16 protein-coding genes are annotated in these 20,636 nt (G+C 48.0%); 11 read left to right on the top strand and 5 right to left on the bottom strand.

Translation table 11 applies throughout. From position 1 onward, the window contains the following. Positions 1-75: 75 nt before the first annotated feature. Positions 76-2,937 (bottom strand): GNAT family N-acetyltransferase, encoded by a 2,862-nt coding sequence (locus tag ACFPK9_RS12905; protein WP_377095319.1) that lies wholly within the window; start codon positions 2,935-2,937, stop codon positions 76-78. 247 nt (positions 2,938-3,184) lie between these two features. Here ACFPK9_RS12905 and rplM point away from each other — a divergent pair, with 247 nt between their 5' ends. Together rplM and rpsI are read left to right on the top strand one after the other, a co-directional pair. Next, the gene (rplM, locus tag ACFPK9_RS12900; RefSeq protein ID WP_377095318.1) at positions 3,185-3,616 is read left to right on the top strand and encodes a 50S ribosomal protein L13; all 432 of its coding nucleotides are present in this window, start codon (positions 3,185-3,187) and stop codon (positions 3,614-3,616) included. Between the two features lie 26 nt (positions 3,617-3,642). Then, a complete protein-coding gene (gene rpsI / locus ACFPK9_RS12895; RefSeq protein ID WP_377095317.1) occupies positions 3,643-4,038 on the top strand; it encodes a 30S ribosomal protein S9 in 396 nt (131 codons plus the stop codon). A gap of 92 nt (positions 4,039-4,130) precedes the next feature. Here the strand turns inward: rpsI and ACFPK9_RS12890 are convergent, their stop codons facing one another. The 3 genes from ACFPK9_RS12890 to aqpZ all read right to left on the bottom strand — a co-directional run bounded on the left by ACFPK9_RS12890 (position 4,131) and on the right by aqpZ (position 7,426). After that, on the bottom strand, positions 4,131-4,421 hold the full coding sequence (locus ACFPK9_RS12890) for a hypothetical protein (RefSeq protein WP_377095316.1): 291 nt from the start codon (positions 4,419-4,421) through the stop codon (positions 4,131-4,133). An 82-nt stretch (positions 4,422-4,503) separates the two neighbouring features. Then, positions 4,504-6,528, bottom strand: a complete 2,025-nt coding sequence (locus ACFPK9_RS12885; protein WP_377095315.1) for a thioredoxin domain-containing protein — start codon at positions 6,526-6,528, stop codon at positions 4,504-4,506. Between the two features lie 205 nt (positions 6,529-6,733). Next, positions 6,734-7,426 (bottom strand): aquaporin Z, encoded by a 693-nt coding sequence (aqpZ, locus tag ACFPK9_RS12880; protein WP_377095314.1) that lies wholly within the window; start codon positions 7,424-7,426, stop codon positions 6,734-6,736. Positions 7,427-7,800: 374 nt separating this feature from the next. On the opposite strand from aqpZ, the gene ACFPK9_RS12875 reads away from it, so the two are divergent. Together ACFPK9_RS12875 and ACFPK9_RS12870 are read left to right on the top strand one after the other, a co-directional pair. Next, positions 7,801-8,295 (top strand): protein-tyrosine phosphatase family protein, encoded by a 495-nt coding sequence (locus tag ACFPK9_RS12875; protein ID WP_377095313.1) that lies wholly within the window; start codon positions 7,801-7,803, stop codon positions 8,293-8,295. A 134-nt stretch (positions 8,296-8,429) separates the two neighbouring features. Continuing rightward, positions 8,430-10,301 (top strand): carbon starvation CstA family protein, encoded by a 1,872-nt coding sequence (locus tag ACFPK9_RS12870; RefSeq protein ID WP_377095312.1) that lies wholly within the window; start codon positions 8,430-8,432, stop codon positions 10,299-10,301. Here ACFPK9_RS12870 and ACFPK9_RS12865 read toward each other — a convergent pair. Next, positions 10,285-11,007: an SIMPL domain-containing protein gene (locus ACFPK9_RS12865; RefSeq protein WP_377095311.1), complete on the bottom strand. Its 723-nt coding sequence runs from the start codon at positions 11,005-11,007 to the stop codon at positions 10,285-10,287. The two genes, ACFPK9_RS12870 and ACFPK9_RS12865, sit on opposite strands and share 17 nt — an antisense overlap. Positions 11,008-11,117: 110 nt before the next feature. Here ACFPK9_RS12865 and ACFPK9_RS12860 point away from each other — a divergent pair, with 110 nt between their 5' ends. The 7 genes from ACFPK9_RS12860 (at position 11,118) to ACFPK9_RS12830 (ending at position 20,630) form a co-directional block, all read left to right on the top strand. Continuing rightward, entirely contained in the window at positions 11,118-13,115 is a 1,998-nt protein-coding gene (locus ACFPK9_RS12860; RefSeq protein WP_377095310.1) for an ABC-F family ATP-binding cassette domain-containing protein, read from the top strand. A 157-nt stretch (positions 13,116-13,272) separates the two neighbouring features. Beyond that, positions 13,273-13,680, top strand: coding sequence for an ElaB/YgaM/YqjD family protein (locus ACFPK9_RS12855; RefSeq protein ID WP_377095309.1), 408 nt, complete (start codon positions 13,273-13,275; stop codon positions 13,678-13,680). Between the two features lie 80 nt (positions 13,681-13,760). Continuing rightward, positions 13,761-14,204 (top strand): phage holin family protein, encoded by a 444-nt coding sequence (locus ACFPK9_RS12850; RefSeq protein WP_377095308.1) that lies wholly within the window; start codon positions 13,761-13,763, stop codon positions 14,202-14,204. Then, positions 14,168-14,617, top strand: coding sequence for a hypothetical protein (locus ACFPK9_RS12845; protein ID WP_377095307.1), 450 nt, complete (start codon positions 14,168-14,170; stop codon positions 14,615-14,617). Before ACFPK9_RS12850 ends, ACFPK9_RS12845 begins: the two co-directional genes overlap by 37 nt. A 13-nt stretch (positions 14,618-14,630) precedes the next feature. Then, the gene (locus ACFPK9_RS12840) at positions 14,631-17,168 is read left to right on the top strand and encodes an AsmA-like C-terminal region-containing protein (protein ID WP_377095306.1); all 2,538 of its coding nucleotides are present in this window, start codon (positions 14,631-14,633) and stop codon (positions 17,166-17,168) included. 130 nt (positions 17,169-17,298) lie between these two features. Beyond that, a complete protein-coding gene (locus ACFPK9_RS12835) occupies positions 17,299-19,956 on the top strand; it encodes a hypothetical protein (protein WP_377095305.1) in 2,658 nt (885 codons plus the stop codon). After that, a complete protein-coding gene (locus ACFPK9_RS12830) occupies positions 19,953-20,630 on the top strand; it encodes a hypothetical protein (RefSeq protein ID WP_377095304.1) in 678 nt (225 codons plus the stop codon). Before ACFPK9_RS12835 ends, ACFPK9_RS12830 begins: the two co-directional genes overlap by 4 nt. The last annotated feature ends 6 nt before the right edge of the window (positions 20,631-20,636 follow it).

The raw sequence follows: 20,636 nt of genomic DNA, 5'->3' as shown, positions 1-20,636 counted from the left end.
AAGACGGGCAACCATCCTTCCGAAAGAATCGACAGGAGAAATCCCCTCTGAACACAACAACAAACCTGCTAGGTTTCACAAATTCCTCACATGCGTCTCCACACACTCAGCGAGTAATGGAGGCTCATACCCCCCCTCTAACACCGAGATCACTCGACCCTCACAGAACTTATCGGCGTATTTGCATACCAGTTTCGTGAGCTGAGAAAAGCCATCCAAGCTCACCCGTAATTCTGCGAGCGGATCACCATCGGCCGCATCAAATCCAGCTGAGACAAGAATCAACTCAGGTTGAAATTCCTTCAGCCTCTTTTTCAATGGCTCACCCCAAGCTTCTAAGATCTCATTGTCTCCCGCGCCAGCCGTAAGTGGCACGTTGATCGTAGTCCCTGACCCATCACCTTCGCCAGTTTCCTCCGCCTTTCCTCCTGTATAAAAAAGGCCATCTTGGTGAGTCGAGAAATACAATACACTCGGGTCATCATAAAAAATCGACTGCGTCCCGTTGCCGCAGTGTACGTCCCAGTCAAGAATAGCCACGCGCTTAATACCATAGTTTTGCCGAGCATAGCGTGCAGCAATCGCGACATGATTGAAAATACAAAACCCCATTCCGAGATCTGCCGTTGAATGATGTCCCGGAGGACGCACGGCACAAAACACTCTATTCACCTGCCCCGTCATCACAGAATCTACAGCATTCAATACACCTCCAGTCGATAGCACCGCAGCATCATACGAATCCTCACAAATCGCCGTATCCCCAGTTCGCAATTGCTCAGCGAAATTCTCCACATCCATTTTCACGATGTCGTGGTAATGTGCCGAATGCGCTAAAGTAATTTCACTGACCGACGCCACGCGATCTGTGAGTCGCTCCAGCTTTGGAAACTCGCCGTCTAACACATCAAGTACCGCTTGATAGCGTTTTCTCGACTCAGGGTGACTCGGCCCAGGGTTATGCTTTAATAATTCCTCTGAACACCAAAGCGCAACTTTCCTCTTCTTCGCCTTTTTACGCTTGGCCTTCTTAACTGATTTGTTAACAGACTTTTTCTTCGTTTTCTTTGCGATCTTCTTAGTTTTTTGCTTTTTAGCCCACGCCTCAGCCTGTTTCACCAGACTATCAACCTCCATCGTAAACTCATCACTATCCTCTCCCGCTATCCTTTCTCGCTCAGCCCCACGGCTCATGAATAGCTGAATCATCGGCTCATTGCGCTTTAGCACCGATGCCCAAAATGTTTTCACTCCACGTTCCTTCGCAATCACTGCAATCTCAGACAGCAAATAGTTAGCAATCCCTTTTCGACGCGCTTTCTCGTGCACCAAAAATGCCACCTCGGCAGTCTCCCCACTCTTATCAAGATAAAAACGCCCCACCGCCCGCAACAGCTCTCGATGACCGTCTCGGTAAAACACCCCAATCGCCAAATCCTGCGACTGGTCTACGGAAGCCATCCGGTACGCAGCGCCTTCGTCCAAGGTGGGCACCGCGTGCCCATATCGCAAGCGAATCGTTTCTTCATCTTGCGCATAGAAAAACTGCTGAAGCGCACGCACATCACTCGGATGCAATGGTCGAGAAATATAATGCAAACTCTCAAACTGCACTCGCTTACTATCAATCCCCGCATCGCCATCGTGAATACCTTTAGGGTTAAACCCAAAAATCTCAGGAATCCATTTCTGCATCCGCGCTCCCGCTAACAATGCCTCACGCGCATCTGGATGAGCAATTTCAACCAGGCGCAACACCCGTTGACGAATCGTTTGCCCGACCAAATTAGCCACTCCGTATTCGGTAACTACGTAATGCACATCCCCGCGCGAACTACACACGCCACTGCCAGAAGTCAGCCCAGTCACGATTCTGCTAGATCCGTCGGAATCTCTTGAAGCCAAGGCTATAATCGGCCGACCATCCTTACTCATTGCCGCCCCACGAATAAAGTCCTGCGTCGCGCCAATACCTCCATAAAAGCGGTGTCCTCGCGAATCACGTACCACCTGCCCAGTCAAATCGATCTCACGTGCTCCATTGATTGAAACCATTCTCCTATTTTTCGCAATTCTGTGCGGATCATTGGTCCATTCACTCTTATGCAACTCGATCTCTGGATTCCCATCCACAAAGTCATACAATTCCTGAGTTCCCAAGTAATGACTCGCGACACTAATCCCCTGTTGGTAATTTTTCCAACTATTATCCACCACACCCGCTTTCACCAAATCCATCATCGCATCGGTAAAGCATCCTGTATGAATCCCGATGCGACTGTGGTTTTTCAAGGCCCTCAATACCGCCTGCGGACTATTCCCCATACTCACCTGCAAGCACGATCCGTCATCGATTAATTGCGAAGCATATTCAGCAATTTTCTTATGGTGATCTTTGTATTCCCATGGCTCGATTTCAGGGAGCTGCTCATCATACTCTACATAATAGTCGATTTTGCTTAACGGTAATTTCGTATCTCCATACGTCCTCGGAACATGACGATTAATCTGCGCAATCACCTTCTTTGCCGAACGCACGGCTGAATAAATCACATCAGCACTCAATCCCGTTGAAACATTTCCTTCCTCATCAGGAGGACTCACCTGAATCAGTACTGCATCTAGGGTAATCACTCCACAGCGAAAAAGCCGAGGAATCTCAAAGGTTGGACAAGGAGTATAATCCGCCCAGCCACCTTCTACCGCCCCAGACATCTCACGTGACAAAAAGAAACTATTGGTGCGGAAACTTCCTTCATACTTCTGATCAACCCATGGCAGCTCCCCTAAAGTATGAATATGTAGAAGCTCGACATCTTGGAAATGCGCATACTCAGCCAACAAGCTATCAAGCAATGCAAAAGGAACCATCGCTCCACCGCCAATAAAAACTCTCCCACCATTCGGTATCAATTTCTTCCAAGGCACCTGCTCCATACCTTCTATTACCACTCTAAACTCCTCGCGACAAAGTAGAATTCAACAATGCGTCGCCTTCCCCGCCCACACCCGCGTAATCAGCTCGTTTTCAGTCAAATGCCTCACTCTCGACACAAAAGAAGACTAAGCTCCGAGATTCTGATTGACACTTGCCAAACTGCCTCCTAGTTTGCCCGCCCCTTCACCGTGGCGTGAACGTCGGAACGTTCTGACCACGACACAAGGACAACCAAGAAAAGATAAAATGAAAACATTCTCCGCCAAAGCTCAGGACGTTGAGCGCAAATGGTACGTGATCGACGCCACTGATAAAGTGCTCGGTCAAGTCGCTCGTGAAGCAGCAGTGCTCCTCCGTGGTAAGCACAAGCCTATCTTCACTCCACACGTAGACACAGGTGACAACGTCGTCATCATCAACGCTGAAAAAGTCGTCCTCACAGGCAACAAGGAAACTCAAAAGATCTACACCGCTTACACTGGCTTCGTTGGTAACCAGAAAATCGAGACTCCTCAAAAAGTCCGTCAGCGCCACCCAGAACTCCTCGTTGAGCGTGCTGTTAAAGGCATGATCCCACACAACAAGCTCGGTAGCGCAGTCTACAAGAAGCTTCACGTATACGCAGGATCTGAGCACCCACACGAAGCTCAGAACCCAGAAACTTTTGAAATCGCCTAATCTTTCATTTTAATCATTTTCCTATTATGAGCGAAGCAACAACATTTTCCGCAACTGGTCGTCGTAAAAACGCCATTGCACACGCATGGATCTCCGAAGGCACTGGTCAAATCACCATCAATAAACGCCCCTTCGAAGACTACCTTCCCACTCTTACACAGCAAAACGCTGTACTCACACCATTCCAGGTAGCTAACCTTATCAACAAATTTGACGTCCGTATCACTACTAAAGGTGGCGGTCTCAACGGCCAGGTTGGCGCAATCCGTCTTGCGATTGCTCGTGCACTTATTCAGCACGACCCAGAACTTCGTCCAGCTCTTAAAGAAGCAATGCTTCTTCGCCGCGATCCTCGTATGAAGGAACGTAAGAAAGCTGGTCAGCCAGGTGCACGTAAGCGCTTCCAGTTCTCCAAGCGTTAATCCGCTATTCCGGTCAGCCGGATACGGAACTTCAGTTCCTTTTCAAAAACCGCAGTTGCTCAGCAGCTGCGGTTTTTTCTTACCCCTACAACTTAGCGGCAGAAATCCAATTCAGCTGAAGAAAGCTGCTCCCCGTGAGCACGCTCTTTCAACATCATGACGATATTCACATTCTGGCGGTCCGTGATGCACCACTTGTAACCATATTCGGAATCATCGTCTTCTTCCGCTTCGTAAAACCAGCCGTCGGAATCGATTACCAAGTAAGCTCCTTCGACCACGTCAGCCCATTGCAAACGCGTCGTCAACTCTTCGATTGAGTAACTCACACCTAGAAAACCATCTTGGTCGATTTCGTAATACTTTAGTTCAGAGGATACCATCGAGACATAATTTCAGAGTTTATTATTTTTAACATCAGCTACTAATCAGGTGAACTAAAAACCTCCATCTGAGACAGCAAAATTAAATTTCTAATTCCTCTACCTCCGTCACGGGCGATCGACAACTTTCGCCCACACAGAAATAAGCCGTCGTCTTTTCACCCTTAGCTTGCAGCCCTTTTTCAAAGTTCGCAACCCGTCCAGAGTTCCCCATTACAGTTAATTGCGGCCTGTATTCGGCGACAATCTGTCGGTAAAATCCCTCCGCACCATTTTCTCCAGCCACCAGTACCAAGCGCTGCGTACCACTGTAATAAAAGTCTAAAGCCTGCAGCATGTTTGTCATTGATGTGGGTGTCTGTATCAGCACCTCCCCATAGGCCTTCAGCGTACGCTCAGCAATTAAGCGATACTTTTCCTCACCTGTAATCATCGCCAATTTCAGAAACTCCATAGCAGCCACACCACTCGCTGTTGGCATTGCGCCATCATAATCCCCCTTTAACCGAACCATCACATCATCCATCTCCGCACTCTCAAAGAATCCGCCATTTTGCTCGTCGAAAAAGATTCGCTCACTCGCCTCAGCCAAGCACACCGCAAACTCGAGTATCTCTGAGTCGAGAGTCATCTCATACAAACGACGAGTCGACTGCAGCATCAGCAAGTAACTCTCCGCCTGCGCCGAAACATCCAAACCACCTTGATGCCACCGATGCGCCAATCGCTCACCGTCCCACATTTCCTGATGAATAAATCCATGCGCCCGAAGCGCCGCTTCAAAATAACTTCCCACCCCTAGCACCTGCCCTGCACGAGCCAACGCTCCAATCATCATCCCGTTCCACGAAGCCAACACCTTATCATCAATCCCAGGTCGAACACGCTTCGCTCGCACCGCTTTCATTTTAGCTACAACACTCTCCAACAATAGCTTACGACCCTCATTCAACCATTCCTCATCCTGCATCACCGAAAGCACATTTTGGTTCTTCAAAGCCTCAGGATCACTGTGATCGTAAAAATTCCCCTCCTCAGTAATTCCAAAATAACTACACGCCAGTTCCAGCTCCTCAGCGTCCAACACATCAACTAGCTCTGCTTTTGTCCAACAGAAAAATTTTCCCTCTTTCCCCTCACTCTGTGCATCTTCAGCACAAAAAAATGCTCCTCCCTCGTGGCGCATGTCATTCAGCACATAATCGCAAATCTTCCGCGCAGCTTCCGCATACGCCGACTTTTGAGTAATCTGATACAAATCAAGATAAACATCCAGCAACTGAGCCTGATCGTAGAGCATCTTTTCAAAATGAGGTACCAGCCATTTCCCATCTACCGCATAGCGATGAAAACCTCCTCCCAGCTGATCCATCATCCCCGATCGAACCATCATATCTGCGGTAAATCCTACAAAATTTAACAATTGCTCATCGCCTGTACGCTTCCACGAACGCAGCAAATAACTCAGATGCGAGGGCATTGGAAACTTAGGCCCACTCCCCCAGCCTCCTTCTACTTGATCAGCACTCTCTAACAGCAACACGGCAGCACGATCGAGAACCGCCTGCTCAGGCACCTCATCTGACTCCATCCCCTCACCATAGTTCTTTTGCAAATGCTCTCGCAAAGCTGCCGCTGACTGCACAACCTTATCTCGCTTATCTCGCCACGCTTCCTCTAATTGGAGCAAAGCACTCTTAAAACCAACACGACCACCACGATCGACAGGAGGGAAATAAGTTCCTCCGAAAAATGGAGTCAATTCTGGGGTTAAAAATACATTCAACGGCCACCCACCATTCTCCTCAGTCATCGCTTGGTACGATGTCATATAAACCTTATCAATATCTGGCCGCTCCTCACGGTCTAACTTGATAGCTACAAAAAACTCGTTCAACACAGCCGCTATCTCTTCATTTTCAAAACTCTCACGCTCCATCACATGACACCAGTGACAAGTGGAATACCCAATACTCAACAAAATCGGCTTATTCTCACCTCGTGCTTTAGCAAACGCTTCCTCCCCCCATGGATACCAATCCACTGGATTAGTAGCATGCTGACGAAGATAAGGGGATGCGGATCTAGCTAAGCGATTTTTTTTCATAACGATGGAGGCACTAAGCTACGTTCACAAACTCTATCCAACAAGTGTTAGCGAAAGTTCTGGTCTAAAAAGGTGACACACGAATTTAAAATGATCCATCTATAACCAAAATCTCACGGCAAACCCAAAGACTACTTTCACAACGAAAAAGCCCGATCCAACAACTGCTAGGACCGGGCTTTTTTAATGAAAAGACCTTATCAACTTACGCCTCTTTCTTACAGCCGATCACTCGGTAAACGAGCGCTCCAAGTACAGCACCAATAATAGGAGCCACCCAGAATAACCATAATTGCTTGATCGCCCAGTCACCCGCAAAGAGCGCCACCCCTGTAGAACGCGCTGGGTTCACTGAAGTATTTGTCACCGGAATACTAATTAAGTGAATCAAAGTTAAACACAAACCTATCGCAATCGGCGCCAAACCAGCTGGCGCGCGCTCATCAGTCGCCCCAAGAATAACAATAAGAAACATCATTGTCAGCACCACTTCACACACAAAACCCGCCAGCAAACTATATCCGTTGGGTGAATGCTCACCGTAGCCATTCGAGGCGAAACCTCCATCTAAACTAAATGCATCATTTCCGCTCGCTATCACATACAGCACGCCTCCCGCGACCACTGCCCCAACTAATTGCGCTACGATGTATGGGGCTAAATCCTTCTTATCAAAACGTCCACCCAACATCAAACCGATCGAAACCGCTGGATTCAAATGGCACCCAGAAATGTGCCCGATCGCAAAAGCCATTGTCAGCACCGTAAGACCGAAAGCCAAAGCCACACCTAAATAGCCAATCCCTACATCAGGCACACCCGCCGCCAAAACAGCACTTCCACACCCGCCCAATACTAACCAAAAGGTCCCAAAGGACTCAGCAATATATTTTTTCATAGTCTATCTATTAGTTCATCAATAGCTCTTCAGTTATAACTATTGCCTAACAATTTAACAGGTAGAACAAACTCGCACCAGACTATATTTTTGCCACCTTTGTCACGCCCCCTCAACCTTGCTTCTTCCCTCAAACAAAAAAAGCGACCCGATTGTGCATCATCTGGAAAAACCCAAAAACCAGGAATGATAATCAATCGGGCCGCCTATATTTGTCGCGACACCGGAAAAATACACGAACCACACTTCACGTCAACACTTTTCTATAAAAAAGTGCGAAATATTTCTATATTACTAAATAGAACTAACAAACCAAGCGAATATTTTACTTTTTGAAGGTTTGAATCTTCCGCGCAATTCAGCTTCAGTTGGGCATGTCAAAGCTCGTAAGACCGTGGTACTGGCCCGCCAAAGGACAACCTGAAAGAACTGAACCCTTCACCTGGATCGTCGACAACGTCATCGCAGCTTCCTGGTGGCCGGATCCCTATGTTTTCGATATCTATGACGAGCAAGGAGTCAAAGCCGTGGTCAACTGCTGTGAATTCGACAATCGCAAAGACGTCCCGGCACAATTCGACTACTACCACATTCACGTCCCCGACTTCGGTGTCCCCACTGAAGCCCAGATCGATCGTTTTATCCAGATCATGGACAAGCACTACAAAGCCAAGCAACCCGTCGTCATCCACTGCGTCGCGGGTTGCGGACGCACTGGCCAATTTATCGTAGCATGGTGCTCCAAGGCCGGATTGATCCCCAAAGGCAAAAACCCCGTCGACTGGATTCGCAGCAAACGCCGCTGCTGTCTCGAAACTGGTGCTCAAGAAGCCTGCGCCAAAAAGATTTATAAGAAGTACCGTTCTTAACTATCTCTAGCTACTACTAGCTCGTTATTTGCGCACAAGCTGTGTACGCTGATCCATTTATAATCAGAAACCTAAGACATTGCTGTATCCTTTCAACAGAAAGAAAACAACTGTAAGCGTAACCAACTCAACACATGACCACCCTAGCCATTGCCCTCGGAGCACTCGTTCTCTATCTCATAGCCTATAATACCTATGGCAAATGGCTGGGCCAAAAAGTCTTTCGTCTCAACAAAGACCATATCGCTCCCTCCATTGAACTTGAAGATGGAAACGACTACGTCCCTACTAAAAAAGGTATCGTCTTTGGTCACCATTTCACCTCCATCGCGGGCACTGGTCCAATCGTTGGTCCAGCTTTAGCCGTCATGTGGGGTTGGCTCCCCGCTCTACTTTGGGTACTGTTCGGATCAGTGTTTATCGGCGCCGTCCACGATTTTGGCGCACTGGTCGTATCGATGCGTAATCAGGGAAAAACCGTCGGAGATATCGCTGGCAACGTGATCACGCCACGAGTACGCGTCCTATTCCTCCTCATTCTCCTCATCGCACTTTCCCTCGTTCTCGCCATTTTCGGCTTAGTCATTGCCGTTGTCTTTCGACTCTTCCCGCAATCAATTACTCCCTGCCTGCTGCAAATCCCTCTAGCAATCGTAATTGGCTTCTTCGTCCATCGCAAAGGCTTCAACATCCTCATTCCCTCAGTCCTATCCTTAGGAATCATGTACCTCTCTGTAGTCTTCGGCAACCTAGGCTTTCTAGCGGATTCCAATGCCACACTCGCAGCCTGGCCCGTCATGACTTGGGTCACCCTCTTACTAGCTTATTCCTTCGTAGCCTCCGTACTACCTGTCTGGGTACTGCTACAACCGCGCGATTACATCAACTCGCTCCAACTCATCTCCACCCTCGCACTCGTCGTTGTTGGCCTCGTCGTCGCCAGCCTCTTCGGTGGTGCCCCCATTGATGGATTGCGACCACCATTGGAAATCGTCGCCCCCGCCATCGAGCAAAACGTCACAGCCAAACAACTCCCCCTCATCTTCCCCTTTCTTTTTGTCACCATCGCATGCGGTGCTGTTTCAGGATTTCACTGTCTCGTATCGTCGGGCACCTCCTCAAAACAACTCAAATGTGAAACCGACGCTCGCTTCGTCGGCTACGGCTCCATGCTGACCGAAGGATTCCTCGCTGTACTCGTCATTCTCGCCTGCGTCGCCGGCCTTGGCCTAGGACTAAATAAGGGAGACGAATTCCTCACCGGCACCGCAGCGTGGAATGCCCAATACAGCGACTGGGCCAGCTCAAAAGGTCTCGCTGCGAAAATCAACGCCTTCGTCACTGGCTCTTCCAACTTCCTCCAGTCCATCGGCATTTCAGCCACATTTGCTAAAGCTCTGATGGGCGTATTCGTCGCCTCCTTCGCCGCTACCACCCTAGATTCCGCTTGCCGACTCCAGCGCTACGTTGTCCAAGAACTCGCAGGCTGCTTCATTGACTTCAAACACCGCAAACTCGCTGAACCTCTAAAAACTGAAAAATCCTTCCAAGCTCGCAAAACCTCTTGGCTTACCAATAAACATGTCTGCACCATCACCGCCTGTCTCATCGCTTGGTGGATGGCGTCGCTCCCCGCCATTCCTGGCGCGTCTGGAATTTTCGGCCAACCAGGCTCCGGCGGAGTTATTCTCTGGCCACTATTCGGAGCAACTAACCAACTCCTCGGCGGTCTTGCCTTCCTCGTCATACTCTTCTGGATGCGCCGAAAAAACATGCCAATCTGGTTCATCTCCCTCCCCACATTTTTTATGCTCATCCTCCCCGCTTGGGCGATGCTCTATCAGATTTTTGTAGCCGCCATCGGCTCGGACCAATCTTGGATCGAACAAGGCCGCTGGCTACTCGTCGGCATCGGCTCCGCCACCATCATTCTGGAAATTTGGATGATTGTCGAAGCCCTCATCAGCTGGAAAAATCTACAAAAAACAGCTATTCAGCAGGACTGACCAAACGGAATACCACATAGACTTTTGAGCTGATCTTCAATTTACCAGCAGCAGAACTCGCCCCTTCAGCGGGTGGACTTGATGCAAATGGACTCTCCGAAGCGACTTCGTAAGAAGCACGTCCAAATTCCTGATTCCGCTCTTCAATCAACAAAGGCTCCGCAATCTTCGATCCTAAGGATTCAGCTAACTCCGATGCGCGCTCTTTCGCATCAAGCATCGCAGTATGCTTTAATTTAGTTTCAGCCTTCTCACGATCCTCCAACTGGTAATTCACACTCTGAACACTGACACCACCTAATTTAGACAAACCCAACCATAGAGGTTTATATTGAGAAAAATCACTGGAACGAAAACTCACCGAAGTCCGTGCCACATACCCTTCTTTCACCTTCTGCCTATCTCGGTATTGCCAATTCTCACCAAACTCCATTTGCGACGTCTTGGTCTTGTCCACATCCACTTTCTGCTCCTTCAAGTAAGCTAACAGCTCCGCCACTTTACTCGCGTGCTCTTCAGCCACCTTGGCTAACTCTACTCCCTTATTCTCCACCTTGATGCTCCAAGCCATTTCATCAGGTGTCACTAATTCAGAAGCCTGCCCCGTCACCCGCACCTGAGGAAGTTCGGTCACCTCTGCTCCATGCGACGGCAACATCACTGACATACTAATAGCCACTATTGATACAATATGCTTTTTTATCATGCTTAACATTGCTCTCAAGTTCTTGCAGGGTCAACCTACATGTCTCACTTAGCAGTGATTGACGCATTTTCACCATTGCCTAAAGCCGCATTTACCACTACCCCACTGCCGTGCTAGCGATCAAAAAACTACGCGTCGAATTCGGCGCCCGAGTTGTCTTCAAGGACCTCTCCTTTAGTATTCTACCTAAAGAACGCATTTCCTTTGCAGGCCATAACGGCGCGGGAAAATCCACCCTCATGAAATGTCTCGGTGGAGTCCTCGAACCTAATGGTGGTGGGATCAGCAAACCGAAAGATTGTAAAATCGGCTATCTGCCACAAGAAGGCATTCACATCAAAGGAATTAGCCTCTGGGATGAAACCGAATCTGCATTTGGTGAAGCCACTAGCATCCAAAAGCAAATCGACACCCTCTCTGAGCAACTCAATGAGATGGATTCGTCATCAGAAGAATATCTGGAACTTCTCTATAAAATTGGAGATCTCGACATTGCTCTCGAAAAGTTTGACCCAAATACTATCAAACCTCGCGTCGAGTCCGTCCTTACCGGTTTAGGCTTCAAACGTAGCGACTTCACCCGCGACTGTGGTGAGTTCTCAGGCGGCTGGCAAATGCGTATCGCCATGGCAAAGCTCTTCTTGCAAGAGCCAGATGTCCTACTACTCGATGAGCCTACAAACCACCTCGATATCGACTCGCAAACCTGGATGGAGCAATACCTATTCAACTACTCAGGTGCGATCGTCATCATTTCTCACGATCTTTCACTGCTCGACGCCTTAACCACTCGCACTATCGCCTTCGCACATGGCCGCGCAGAAGAATACGCAGGGAACTACTCATTCTACATGAGGGAATCCAAGCTGCGTAAAGAGATCCAACTAAAAGCATACCAAGCGCAGCAAAAAGAAATCGAGAAAACCAAGCAGTTCATCGAACGTTTCCGAGCTAAAGCCTCAAAAGCTTCACAAGCACAATCCCGTCTCAAACAACTTGAGAAAATCGAACTCATCGAGATCGAACAAGAAGATGCTGTGATGAGCTTCACATTCCCATCCCCACCACCTTCTGGACAATCAGTAGCGAAACTCGAAAATGCCTCCAAAGCATACGGAAAACTCCAAATTTTCAAAGACTTCAATTTCGAAGTAGAACGCGGTGAACGCCTCGCGATCGTAGGCCCAAATGGCGCCGGGAAATCTACATTCTGCCGACTCATCACTGGCCAAGAAGATCCAGATGAAGGCCTCTACACCCTCGGGCAGAAATCAAAAATCTCCTTTTTCTCACAAAATCACGCCGACGAGCTCGACCCGAACAAGACAGTTCTGGAAACCTGCCAAGCCGTCGCATCTCGAGAGAACGCCCCGCTCGTAAGAAATATCCTAGGTTGTTTCCTCTTCCGCGGTGACGATGTCTTTAAAAAAGTCGGAGTCCTCTCCGGCGGTGAACGCTCGCGTGTTGCTCTCGTTTGCATGCTAATCCAGCCAGCAAACTTTTTAATTCTCGATGAGCCGACAAACCACCTCGACGTTCAATCTCAGGCGGTTCTACAAAATGCACTGCAAGAATACCCAGGAGCTTACCTCATCGTTTCTCACAACAGATCCTTCCTCGACCCCATCGTCACAAAAACCATCGAATTTCGCCCAGGTGAAGAACCTGCGATCTACCACGGAAATGTAACTTACTATTTGGATAAGAAAGTCGACGAAAAACAAGCTGCCAAAGGACTTTCAAAACTCCCTTCCACAGAACAAGCAGCCGCTCCAGCACAAGCCGCTGCCTCCAAAGGCCCGAAAATCTCCCGCAAGGAGCAGCGCAAAATCGATGCTGAAAATCGCCAAAAGCGCAATAAAGTGCTCAAGCCACTTCAAGAAGAGTTCGCTACACTTGAAAAAGCAATCAGTGAGATAGAAACAAAACAAGCCCAACTAACAGAGTTCATGAGCAAACCTGAGACTCTAGCAGATCCTAACAAAACACAGGAATGCACTGAATCCTATGCAAAACTCACCAACCAGTTAGACCAAGCCTATTCCCGCTGGTCCGAACTTAGCGAAGAAATCGAACAACTTGAAACCTCTCTAGCCACTACAAACTAAGTGTTATTTTCTAGCAGAGCTTTCTTGAGTTTTCTCACTAGGTATGTAAGTTAGTAGCTAAGTGGAACACTTATGGTCATTGCTTCATTCTATTTGATGACCACCTCGTTAAAAAAATAGATTTCTAACCATCTAATAACTCAATAATTAAACTATTATGGATTACGCAACCCCAAACCCAGGTGCTGTCAAAGACGAAGAAAACGAAGTACCTGTAAGCAATACAAGTAAAGCAGCTGAACTCAGTAAAGCAGCTGCAGAAAAAGCGCGCCTCGCAGCACAAGAAGTGCAAAATAAAGCAACTCAACTCAAAAGTGCTGCTTCTGATAAAGCCCAACAATTCAAAGGCTATGCCGGCGAAAAAGCAACAGCCATCAAAGATGGTGCCAGCGCTAAAGCTCACGATGTAAAAGTAGCCGCAGGCGAAAAGTACGAGCAAAGCAAAGCTAAGGCTCAAGACTTGCACCAGAGCTCAGAAGCATACATTCGCCAGAACCCGACTAAATGTGTCCTAGGCGCATTTGGCGTTGGTCTTCTTGTCGGATTATTAGCTCGCCGCCGCTAGGCCAATTATATAACCCTATTTCAGCAACCGGCTCACTCCAATCTCGGTTTGAGCCGGTTTTAATTTAAAGGGACATGCCAATGACAGATCCAGGTTCTCAAGAAAGAGACATTTCAATGAAAGACACCATCAACTACATCAAAGATGAAGGTGGTGCCTACTTTAAAACTAAGGTTGAACTAGCCTCGATCGAAGCAAAAGAAGCCGCGGAAATCACGGCTAAGAAAGCAAAGTTTGGCGGTATTCTCGTCTTCTTCGCACTTTTTTCCTACATCCTCTTGCTCGTGTCTCTCATCGGAGCTTTCACTAAACTCCTCGAGGGCAAGGTGCATACCGTCGAACAATACATCGGCACTTGGCCCATCGTCACCTTCGGCTTTCTCATTCTTCATCTACTCGTGGTATTCATTTTCCTCGATAAACTCAAAAATGTAGAAAAAGTCACCCTCTTTAAACACACCCTCGCTGAACTCGAAAAAGACAAACAATGGCTGCAACAAATCAAATCGAGCAACAAAAGCTAATTCTCGTTAAACAACTCGAAGAATCCCGAACCACTCTTCTTGGTGCGAAGCTCCTGCTCGACGAACAGCTTTCTACCAAGAAGCTTAAGGTCCAAGAGACTCTTAACTTCCCTAAACGCGTAAAGAGCTCTTTCGAACTTCAGCCTTTAAAAAGCTCTCTGATTGCTGCTGGTTCAGGAATAATCGCGTCTCTGTTTTTACGCCACCGCAAAAAACGCGCCAAACACCGCCGAAATAAACTCGCTAAAATGGGGCAAGCTCCAAGTCACTCTATCTCAAAAGTGCTCGCCCTTGCGGTACTCCGACCTGTTGTCCAACGCATCGCCACAAATTTCTACCACCAGTGGCTCGACAAACGCGAACAACAACAGGTTCAAGAACTCTCCTTTCAAAACCGACGAAAGATGCTTTAGTAAAGGCTGAAACATGTCTTTCCGTCATTTCATTATCCGCTTACGCGTCCTCTTTACTATCCTGATTTTCACCGGGATAGTTGGCGTAGTAAGCGGATTTTTTTATCTCCATGAAAAAGGTTTTAGCCACGAAGCCGCCGACCGTGTGGCCGCAGAAATGGAACGTTATGGGATTTTCGCTGAATTTGACAATCTCAGTTTCCACCTGATCCACGGGCTTACAGCCAATAACGTCATTTTTTACCGCACCGAAGCACGCGAGATAGAAATTGCCAGCCTTCCTACTCTCGCAATCCACGTAGATAAAACGAAAATAATGCGTGGAACTCTAAAGATTACCAATATCTCAATCGAAGGAGCAAATCTAGCCATTCCCTTAGTCACGGAACTCCCAAATAGTCCTGTGATCCAAATCAACAATGTCACAGGCTCGATCGATCTCCCCGGTAGACAATCGGTCAGCACCACAGACCTTACCGGCACCTACCAAGGCATCCAAATTTCTCTAAGTTGCAACGTTTGGCGTGACAAACCGAAAGCCCAAAACAAAACTACAAAACACGAAAAACTCGCTAGAATAAAGCAATACAATCAGTTCCTCAAACGATTAGAAGACTGGAAATGGCCAGAACACGCACCACCAAAACTCTCACTTTTCATCGAAGGAAACCTCTCACGTTCGGAAAAAGTCGACTTTGACTTTGTATTCGAGTCCTCACAGCTCGAATACAAAAACTACCCCATGGAGCAAGTGCTCGTCGAAGGTGATTGGAACCAAAGCCTTATCACAGTTGACCATCTCAGCTTCATCAACCAAGCCGAGCAACTTAAACTCACCGCTGATTACGATATTATCCAACAAGGAGGTCGCTACAATTTTAAGTCCTCCATCCACCTACAAAACTTTTTCCAAAAGGTATTCGATAAACGTATTCTCCCTCAATTCCAAGCCATAGGTACCACGAGGATCCAAGCGGAAGGAACCTATAACCTCCCCAAAACACCAGAGACCGAACTTGATATCCAACTCATTGGTAAAGTCGAAAGTAACGATTTCAACTTCTTAGGAGCTACTGTGAACAATTTGAAATCAGATTTTTCATGGAATAATGGCGACCTCTACCTTGATGCCATCCAGCTCCAGCACGATCTCGGGGAATTGTCAGGAAGACTCATCGTTAAAGATCGACTGATCCGCTACGACATGATCTCTAGCCTTCCTGCTCACGTCTATTTTCCATTTATTAAGCAACAGCAACTCCGTGACTACCTGTCAAAAATCACCTTCACGGAAAAATCATACATCGACGTCCATTCCCAAGGCTCACTTAACCAAGATAACCTGAGAGAATGGAATTCCCACGGCCATGCAGAACTGCGAAACTTCAAAAAAAATGGAGTCCCCATCAGCTACGCCACTGGGAAATATAACCTCGATCGATCTTCTGCCACCTTCAGCGATATCACAGCCACCTTCGATTACGCCAACTATCCGCTCAAGCTAGCCTACAGCGGACCGAACTCTGGCACACTCACAGCTAAGTCCCTCCATTTTGATTGGCCTAAAAAATTAGCAAACATCGAACAGATTCGTGGCTCAGCCTACCCAGTTCCAGTTCTCAACCTCTTCGCTCCCCATATTGGAGAACATCTTGAGCAATACCGCTTTCATCTCCCGCCCTCACTCACCAGCTCAGGTAAAGTACAATGGCAAAAAGGGACAAGCAACCAAACAGATCTCACCATTGATTTTACAACTGCTGGCACCACTGATTACAATTTTCTCAAAGAAGATATCCCACTTGAAAACGTCCGTGCCAGTGTGCGCGTTCTACCCAATAAAGTGGAAATCAACCAGCTCGCGGGCAAGGCCATGAGTGGGTCTCTCAATGGATACATCCATGTGATTCCTTCAAATAGTGCCTACCTAGGAAAACTTACCGGCAGTAACGCTCGCCTCAGCGACATCAGTAAAGTCTATGGAATTAAAGGGCTCAACCAAGGCTCCATTTCCGGCAATTTCCAATTCAACGGACGAGGATCCGACATTTCCAGCCTCAACGGAATAGGAAAACTCGCACTCAAAAATGGAGATCTCATGGCTGTCCCCTTATTCGGCCCCCTTTCTAAGCTGGTCGATGGCGTGCTCAGTAATGCAGCTAGACGCGACACTCTACTCCACGAAAAAGCCACAGACCTCGATTGCACATTCACCACTAAAAACGGAGTCTTTTACACCAATGACCTCAACTCCATGACAACAAGTACTGTATTCACTGGAGAAGGCTGGATTAACTGTGTAGATCAGACTATCGACCTGACCATCCGCATGAACTACCGCGGACTCATGGGCCTCGCCGAAGTTCCCATGAAAATCATCGAACTCCCAGTTCAAGCTCTCAATAAAATCTTCACTGGCCGTGACGTCGAAGGCCTCCGCCAGTTCCACGGTACTGGCAAACTCAGCAAACCCGACTGGCAGTTCACCCCCTTTCAAGCACCACGAGACGGTAAACGTAACCCACTTTTCAGCCAGCCATCAAACCGATGAGCAAAAGCTCCTAAAATACCCCTGACTCACTCCAGTTTTCCCTTGGTTTTTCGGAAGATGAGACGAGTATAGTAAGTACTTTATAGGGAACCCTAGATTAATTTATCTAGCACCTCCCTGCATGCGACCCATGAGCAAGCCTGAAAACAAGCCGGAAAACGATCACCAACTGCCAGACTCCTTGCGTCAGCAGCTCAAGGCTTTTCGAGTTAAAGTATGGCGGATCAAGATTCTTGAAGCCTTCCTCGCGGGTCTCTTCGGTTTACTGTTTTCCTATATTCTAGTCTTTTCTCTAGATCGTTTCTTTCCCACTCCCGGCATCGTTCGCCTCCTTATTCTCATCGCGGGAGTCTCACTCTTCACCATATTCGCTCCGATCTGGATTAACCGTTGGGTTTTTAAACACCGCCGTGAAAACCAACTCGCCCAGCTCATCGCCAAGCAATACCCCAGACTCGGCGACCGACTCCTTGGCGCCGTAGAATTACAATCCCAGCACGATGGCTCCATCTCGCCAAGACTCAGAGATGCAGCTATGGCTGAAGTCGCTAAAGAAATCGACGCTCGCGATCTAGAAAATGCACTCCCACGTTCATGGCGCAAACGTTGGGCTGCAGCCGTCATCACACTCATTACCATCTCTATAGTTGCTTGGAGCCTCACACCGAAAGCCAGCTGGAATGCACTCCAGCGTTGGATGTTGCCACTAGCCGAAATCGAACGCTACACAGAGACTAAAATCGATTTCTCTAACCTCCCCCAGCCATATTATGTCCCCCACGGTGAGCCACACACCATTAATTTAAAGCTCACGAAAGACTCGAATAAACCCGAAACTGCAAGAGCTAAACTAGGTGTCCAAGCTTGGCAAAATGCGCACTTAGAAAATGGAGACTACTCATTCGAGCTCCCCCGCATTCTGAAACAACAAGAACTCGAGCTTCAGGCTGGCGATGCATTCGCAAATATCAAGATCACCCCACTCATGCGACCAAGCCTAAAGTCTCTTACCGCTACTGTTCACTACCCAGACTACCTCCAAAAAGAGGATGAGCTTCTCGACCTTAGTTCGGGCCAAGCCAGCATCGTCCAAGGCAGCAAGGTGCAGATTCAGGGTGAAATCAACCGAAACCTCCACTCAGCCTCCGCCACCCTTCGCCTACCCAGCCAACCAAACGACCTAGGTGAAGTCACCTACACCAACACCCCTCTAAAAACAAAAATCTCTAACGAACGCTTCGAACTTCCACCGCTCGATGTCGAACACGAACGTGCCATTATCCCCCTGCGTTGGACTGACGAACATTCCTTGTACAATAGCAAACCCACTCTCTTCACTCTCGAACAAATTATCGACACCCCCCCTGCAGTCTATATCCAAAATATCCCAGAAGAAACCTACGTTCTCTACGACTCATCGATCCAATTTGACATCCTCGCTGAAGACGACTTTGCAGTCAATGTGGCCGGCATCGAATGGAGTGGTGAATTCACTAAAGCCAGCCCAACAAATCCAGCCCGCGGTGAAATTCCTATCGCCAACGGCTCTCCTCAAAGCAGATCTCTTACCGAGGCTGTCGAATTCTCGTTCCCTGCCTATAACATCACCCCTCAGAAACTAACCATCCGCGCTTGGTCAGAAGACTATAAATCGGACCATCCGCGCAGCTATTCAGCTCCAATAACCGTTTACGTCCTCTCACAGGATGAACACCGAGAACTCCTAGAACAACGTACTCGCGATACTATCAATCAGCTCGAGGACTTAATGCGAGCTGAACTCGACCTACTCGATGAAAACAAACGACTTGAACGCCACTCAGGTGAAGAGCTCCAATCTGAAGAACTTCGCGAAAAACTCCGCGACCAAGCCCAGCAAGAATCTGAAAACGCTGAAGCGATGCAAGAACTCGCGGAACAGATGGAAGGTATTTTTAAAGAAGCGAATAAAAATGGAGGGATCGATCCGAACACCCTCAAAAAATTAGCTGAAACTTCGCTAGAATTACGCGAAATGGCACAACAAAAAATGCCAGACATTAAACAAAAACTCGACGAAGCACAAAGCGCCGAAAACACCGCCGAGAAAGCGCAACAAGATGTCACCGAAGCCGTCGAAAAGCAAAGTGATCTACTCCAACAAATGGAAGAAACCATTCAGAAAGCGAGTGAGGCAAACCAACAACTTGAAGCTGGCACCTTTGTCAACCGACTCCGAAAGGCCGCTGGCGACCAAGAAGCAATCGCCAACACCCATATCGAAGTGATCCAAACACCTCATTCCAAGGAACTTCCTATCCTCGGTAAACAATTCACCGAACTAGACCCTAGCGACCAACGCAGGATGTTTGAACTCTACTCACTACAAGATCAAACAGGCATTGATGTCCGTTGGATCCAAGAAGACTTAGGCCATTTCTATTCTCGCACGCAAAAAGAAGAGCACCGCGATCTCTTAGAACGCATGCGCGAATCAGATATTGATGACGACTTCGAACAAATGCTTTCCCTCATCGAGCGAAATAACAACGTGAAATCCATCTACCTCGCGAAAGACACCGCTAAGCAGCTACGCGACTGGGCGAGTTTACTTGAAAAAGCAGCGCAACAAAATGCTACTGGAAGCGGTGCCGGTGGAGCAAACGCTCAAAATTCTGAAGACGAAGACTTCGAATTCATGCTCAAGGTCATGGAGCTCATCCAACAGGAACAAAACATTCGCGCTCGAACACGTTCCCTAGAACAAAAACGGCGTATGCTCGAATCTCAAACCCCTCCAGTATCATGATAAAACACCTTGTGATCTTCTATTCTCTGCATGCTCTGGCATTCGCCAATGAATCTGACTTTATGAAAGCTTATCAAGAACAACACTCCCGCGAGAGTGAAACTCCTGAACAAATCATAGAACACCATTCAGAAGGAGCTCAACGAGTCGCAAGAGAACAAGACGAACTCTCAGCCGACGTCCAAGAGCTAATCCAGTTAGAAACGGACGAAAAAGTAATCCAATTCTTGGCCGAAGCCGAGGAACTCATGGCGGGCGCCACCGATAAATTAGAAGCTCAAGACACCTCTGGCCCCACCATTGCTATCGAAACCGAAATTATCGAAAAAATTGCAGACGCCGCTCAGCAAAAACAACAAAGCCAACCGCAACAAGGCGAAGGTGATCCCCAGTCAGGTGCACTCATGCAGATGCTCCAGCAAATGATGCAGCAAGGCCAAAACCAAGAAGGCCAGAAACCTAGTCAACAAGCTGAAGGCCAACAACCTGGCTCCCAAGGTGGCGAAGGCATGGAAGCTGACTCAAGCTCAGCCAACACCCAACAAGGTGGCGATGTCTCCGGGGTCTCAGAAACCAGACGCCTTCCTAAAAAATCAGGCTCAGCGGGCACCAGCATTCCCAAAGAATTTCAAAAAGCCCTCGAAGCCTACAACAAGGGAATCGAAACTAAATAACACTCC

It is taken from the genome of Rubritalea spongiae (assembly GCF_042652385.1).
GTDB lineage: Bacteria > Verrucomicrobiota > Verrucomicrobiia > Verrucomicrobiales > Akkermansiaceae > Rubritalea > Rubritalea spongiae.
This window is presented reverse-complemented; position numbering and strand designations above follow the sequence as displayed.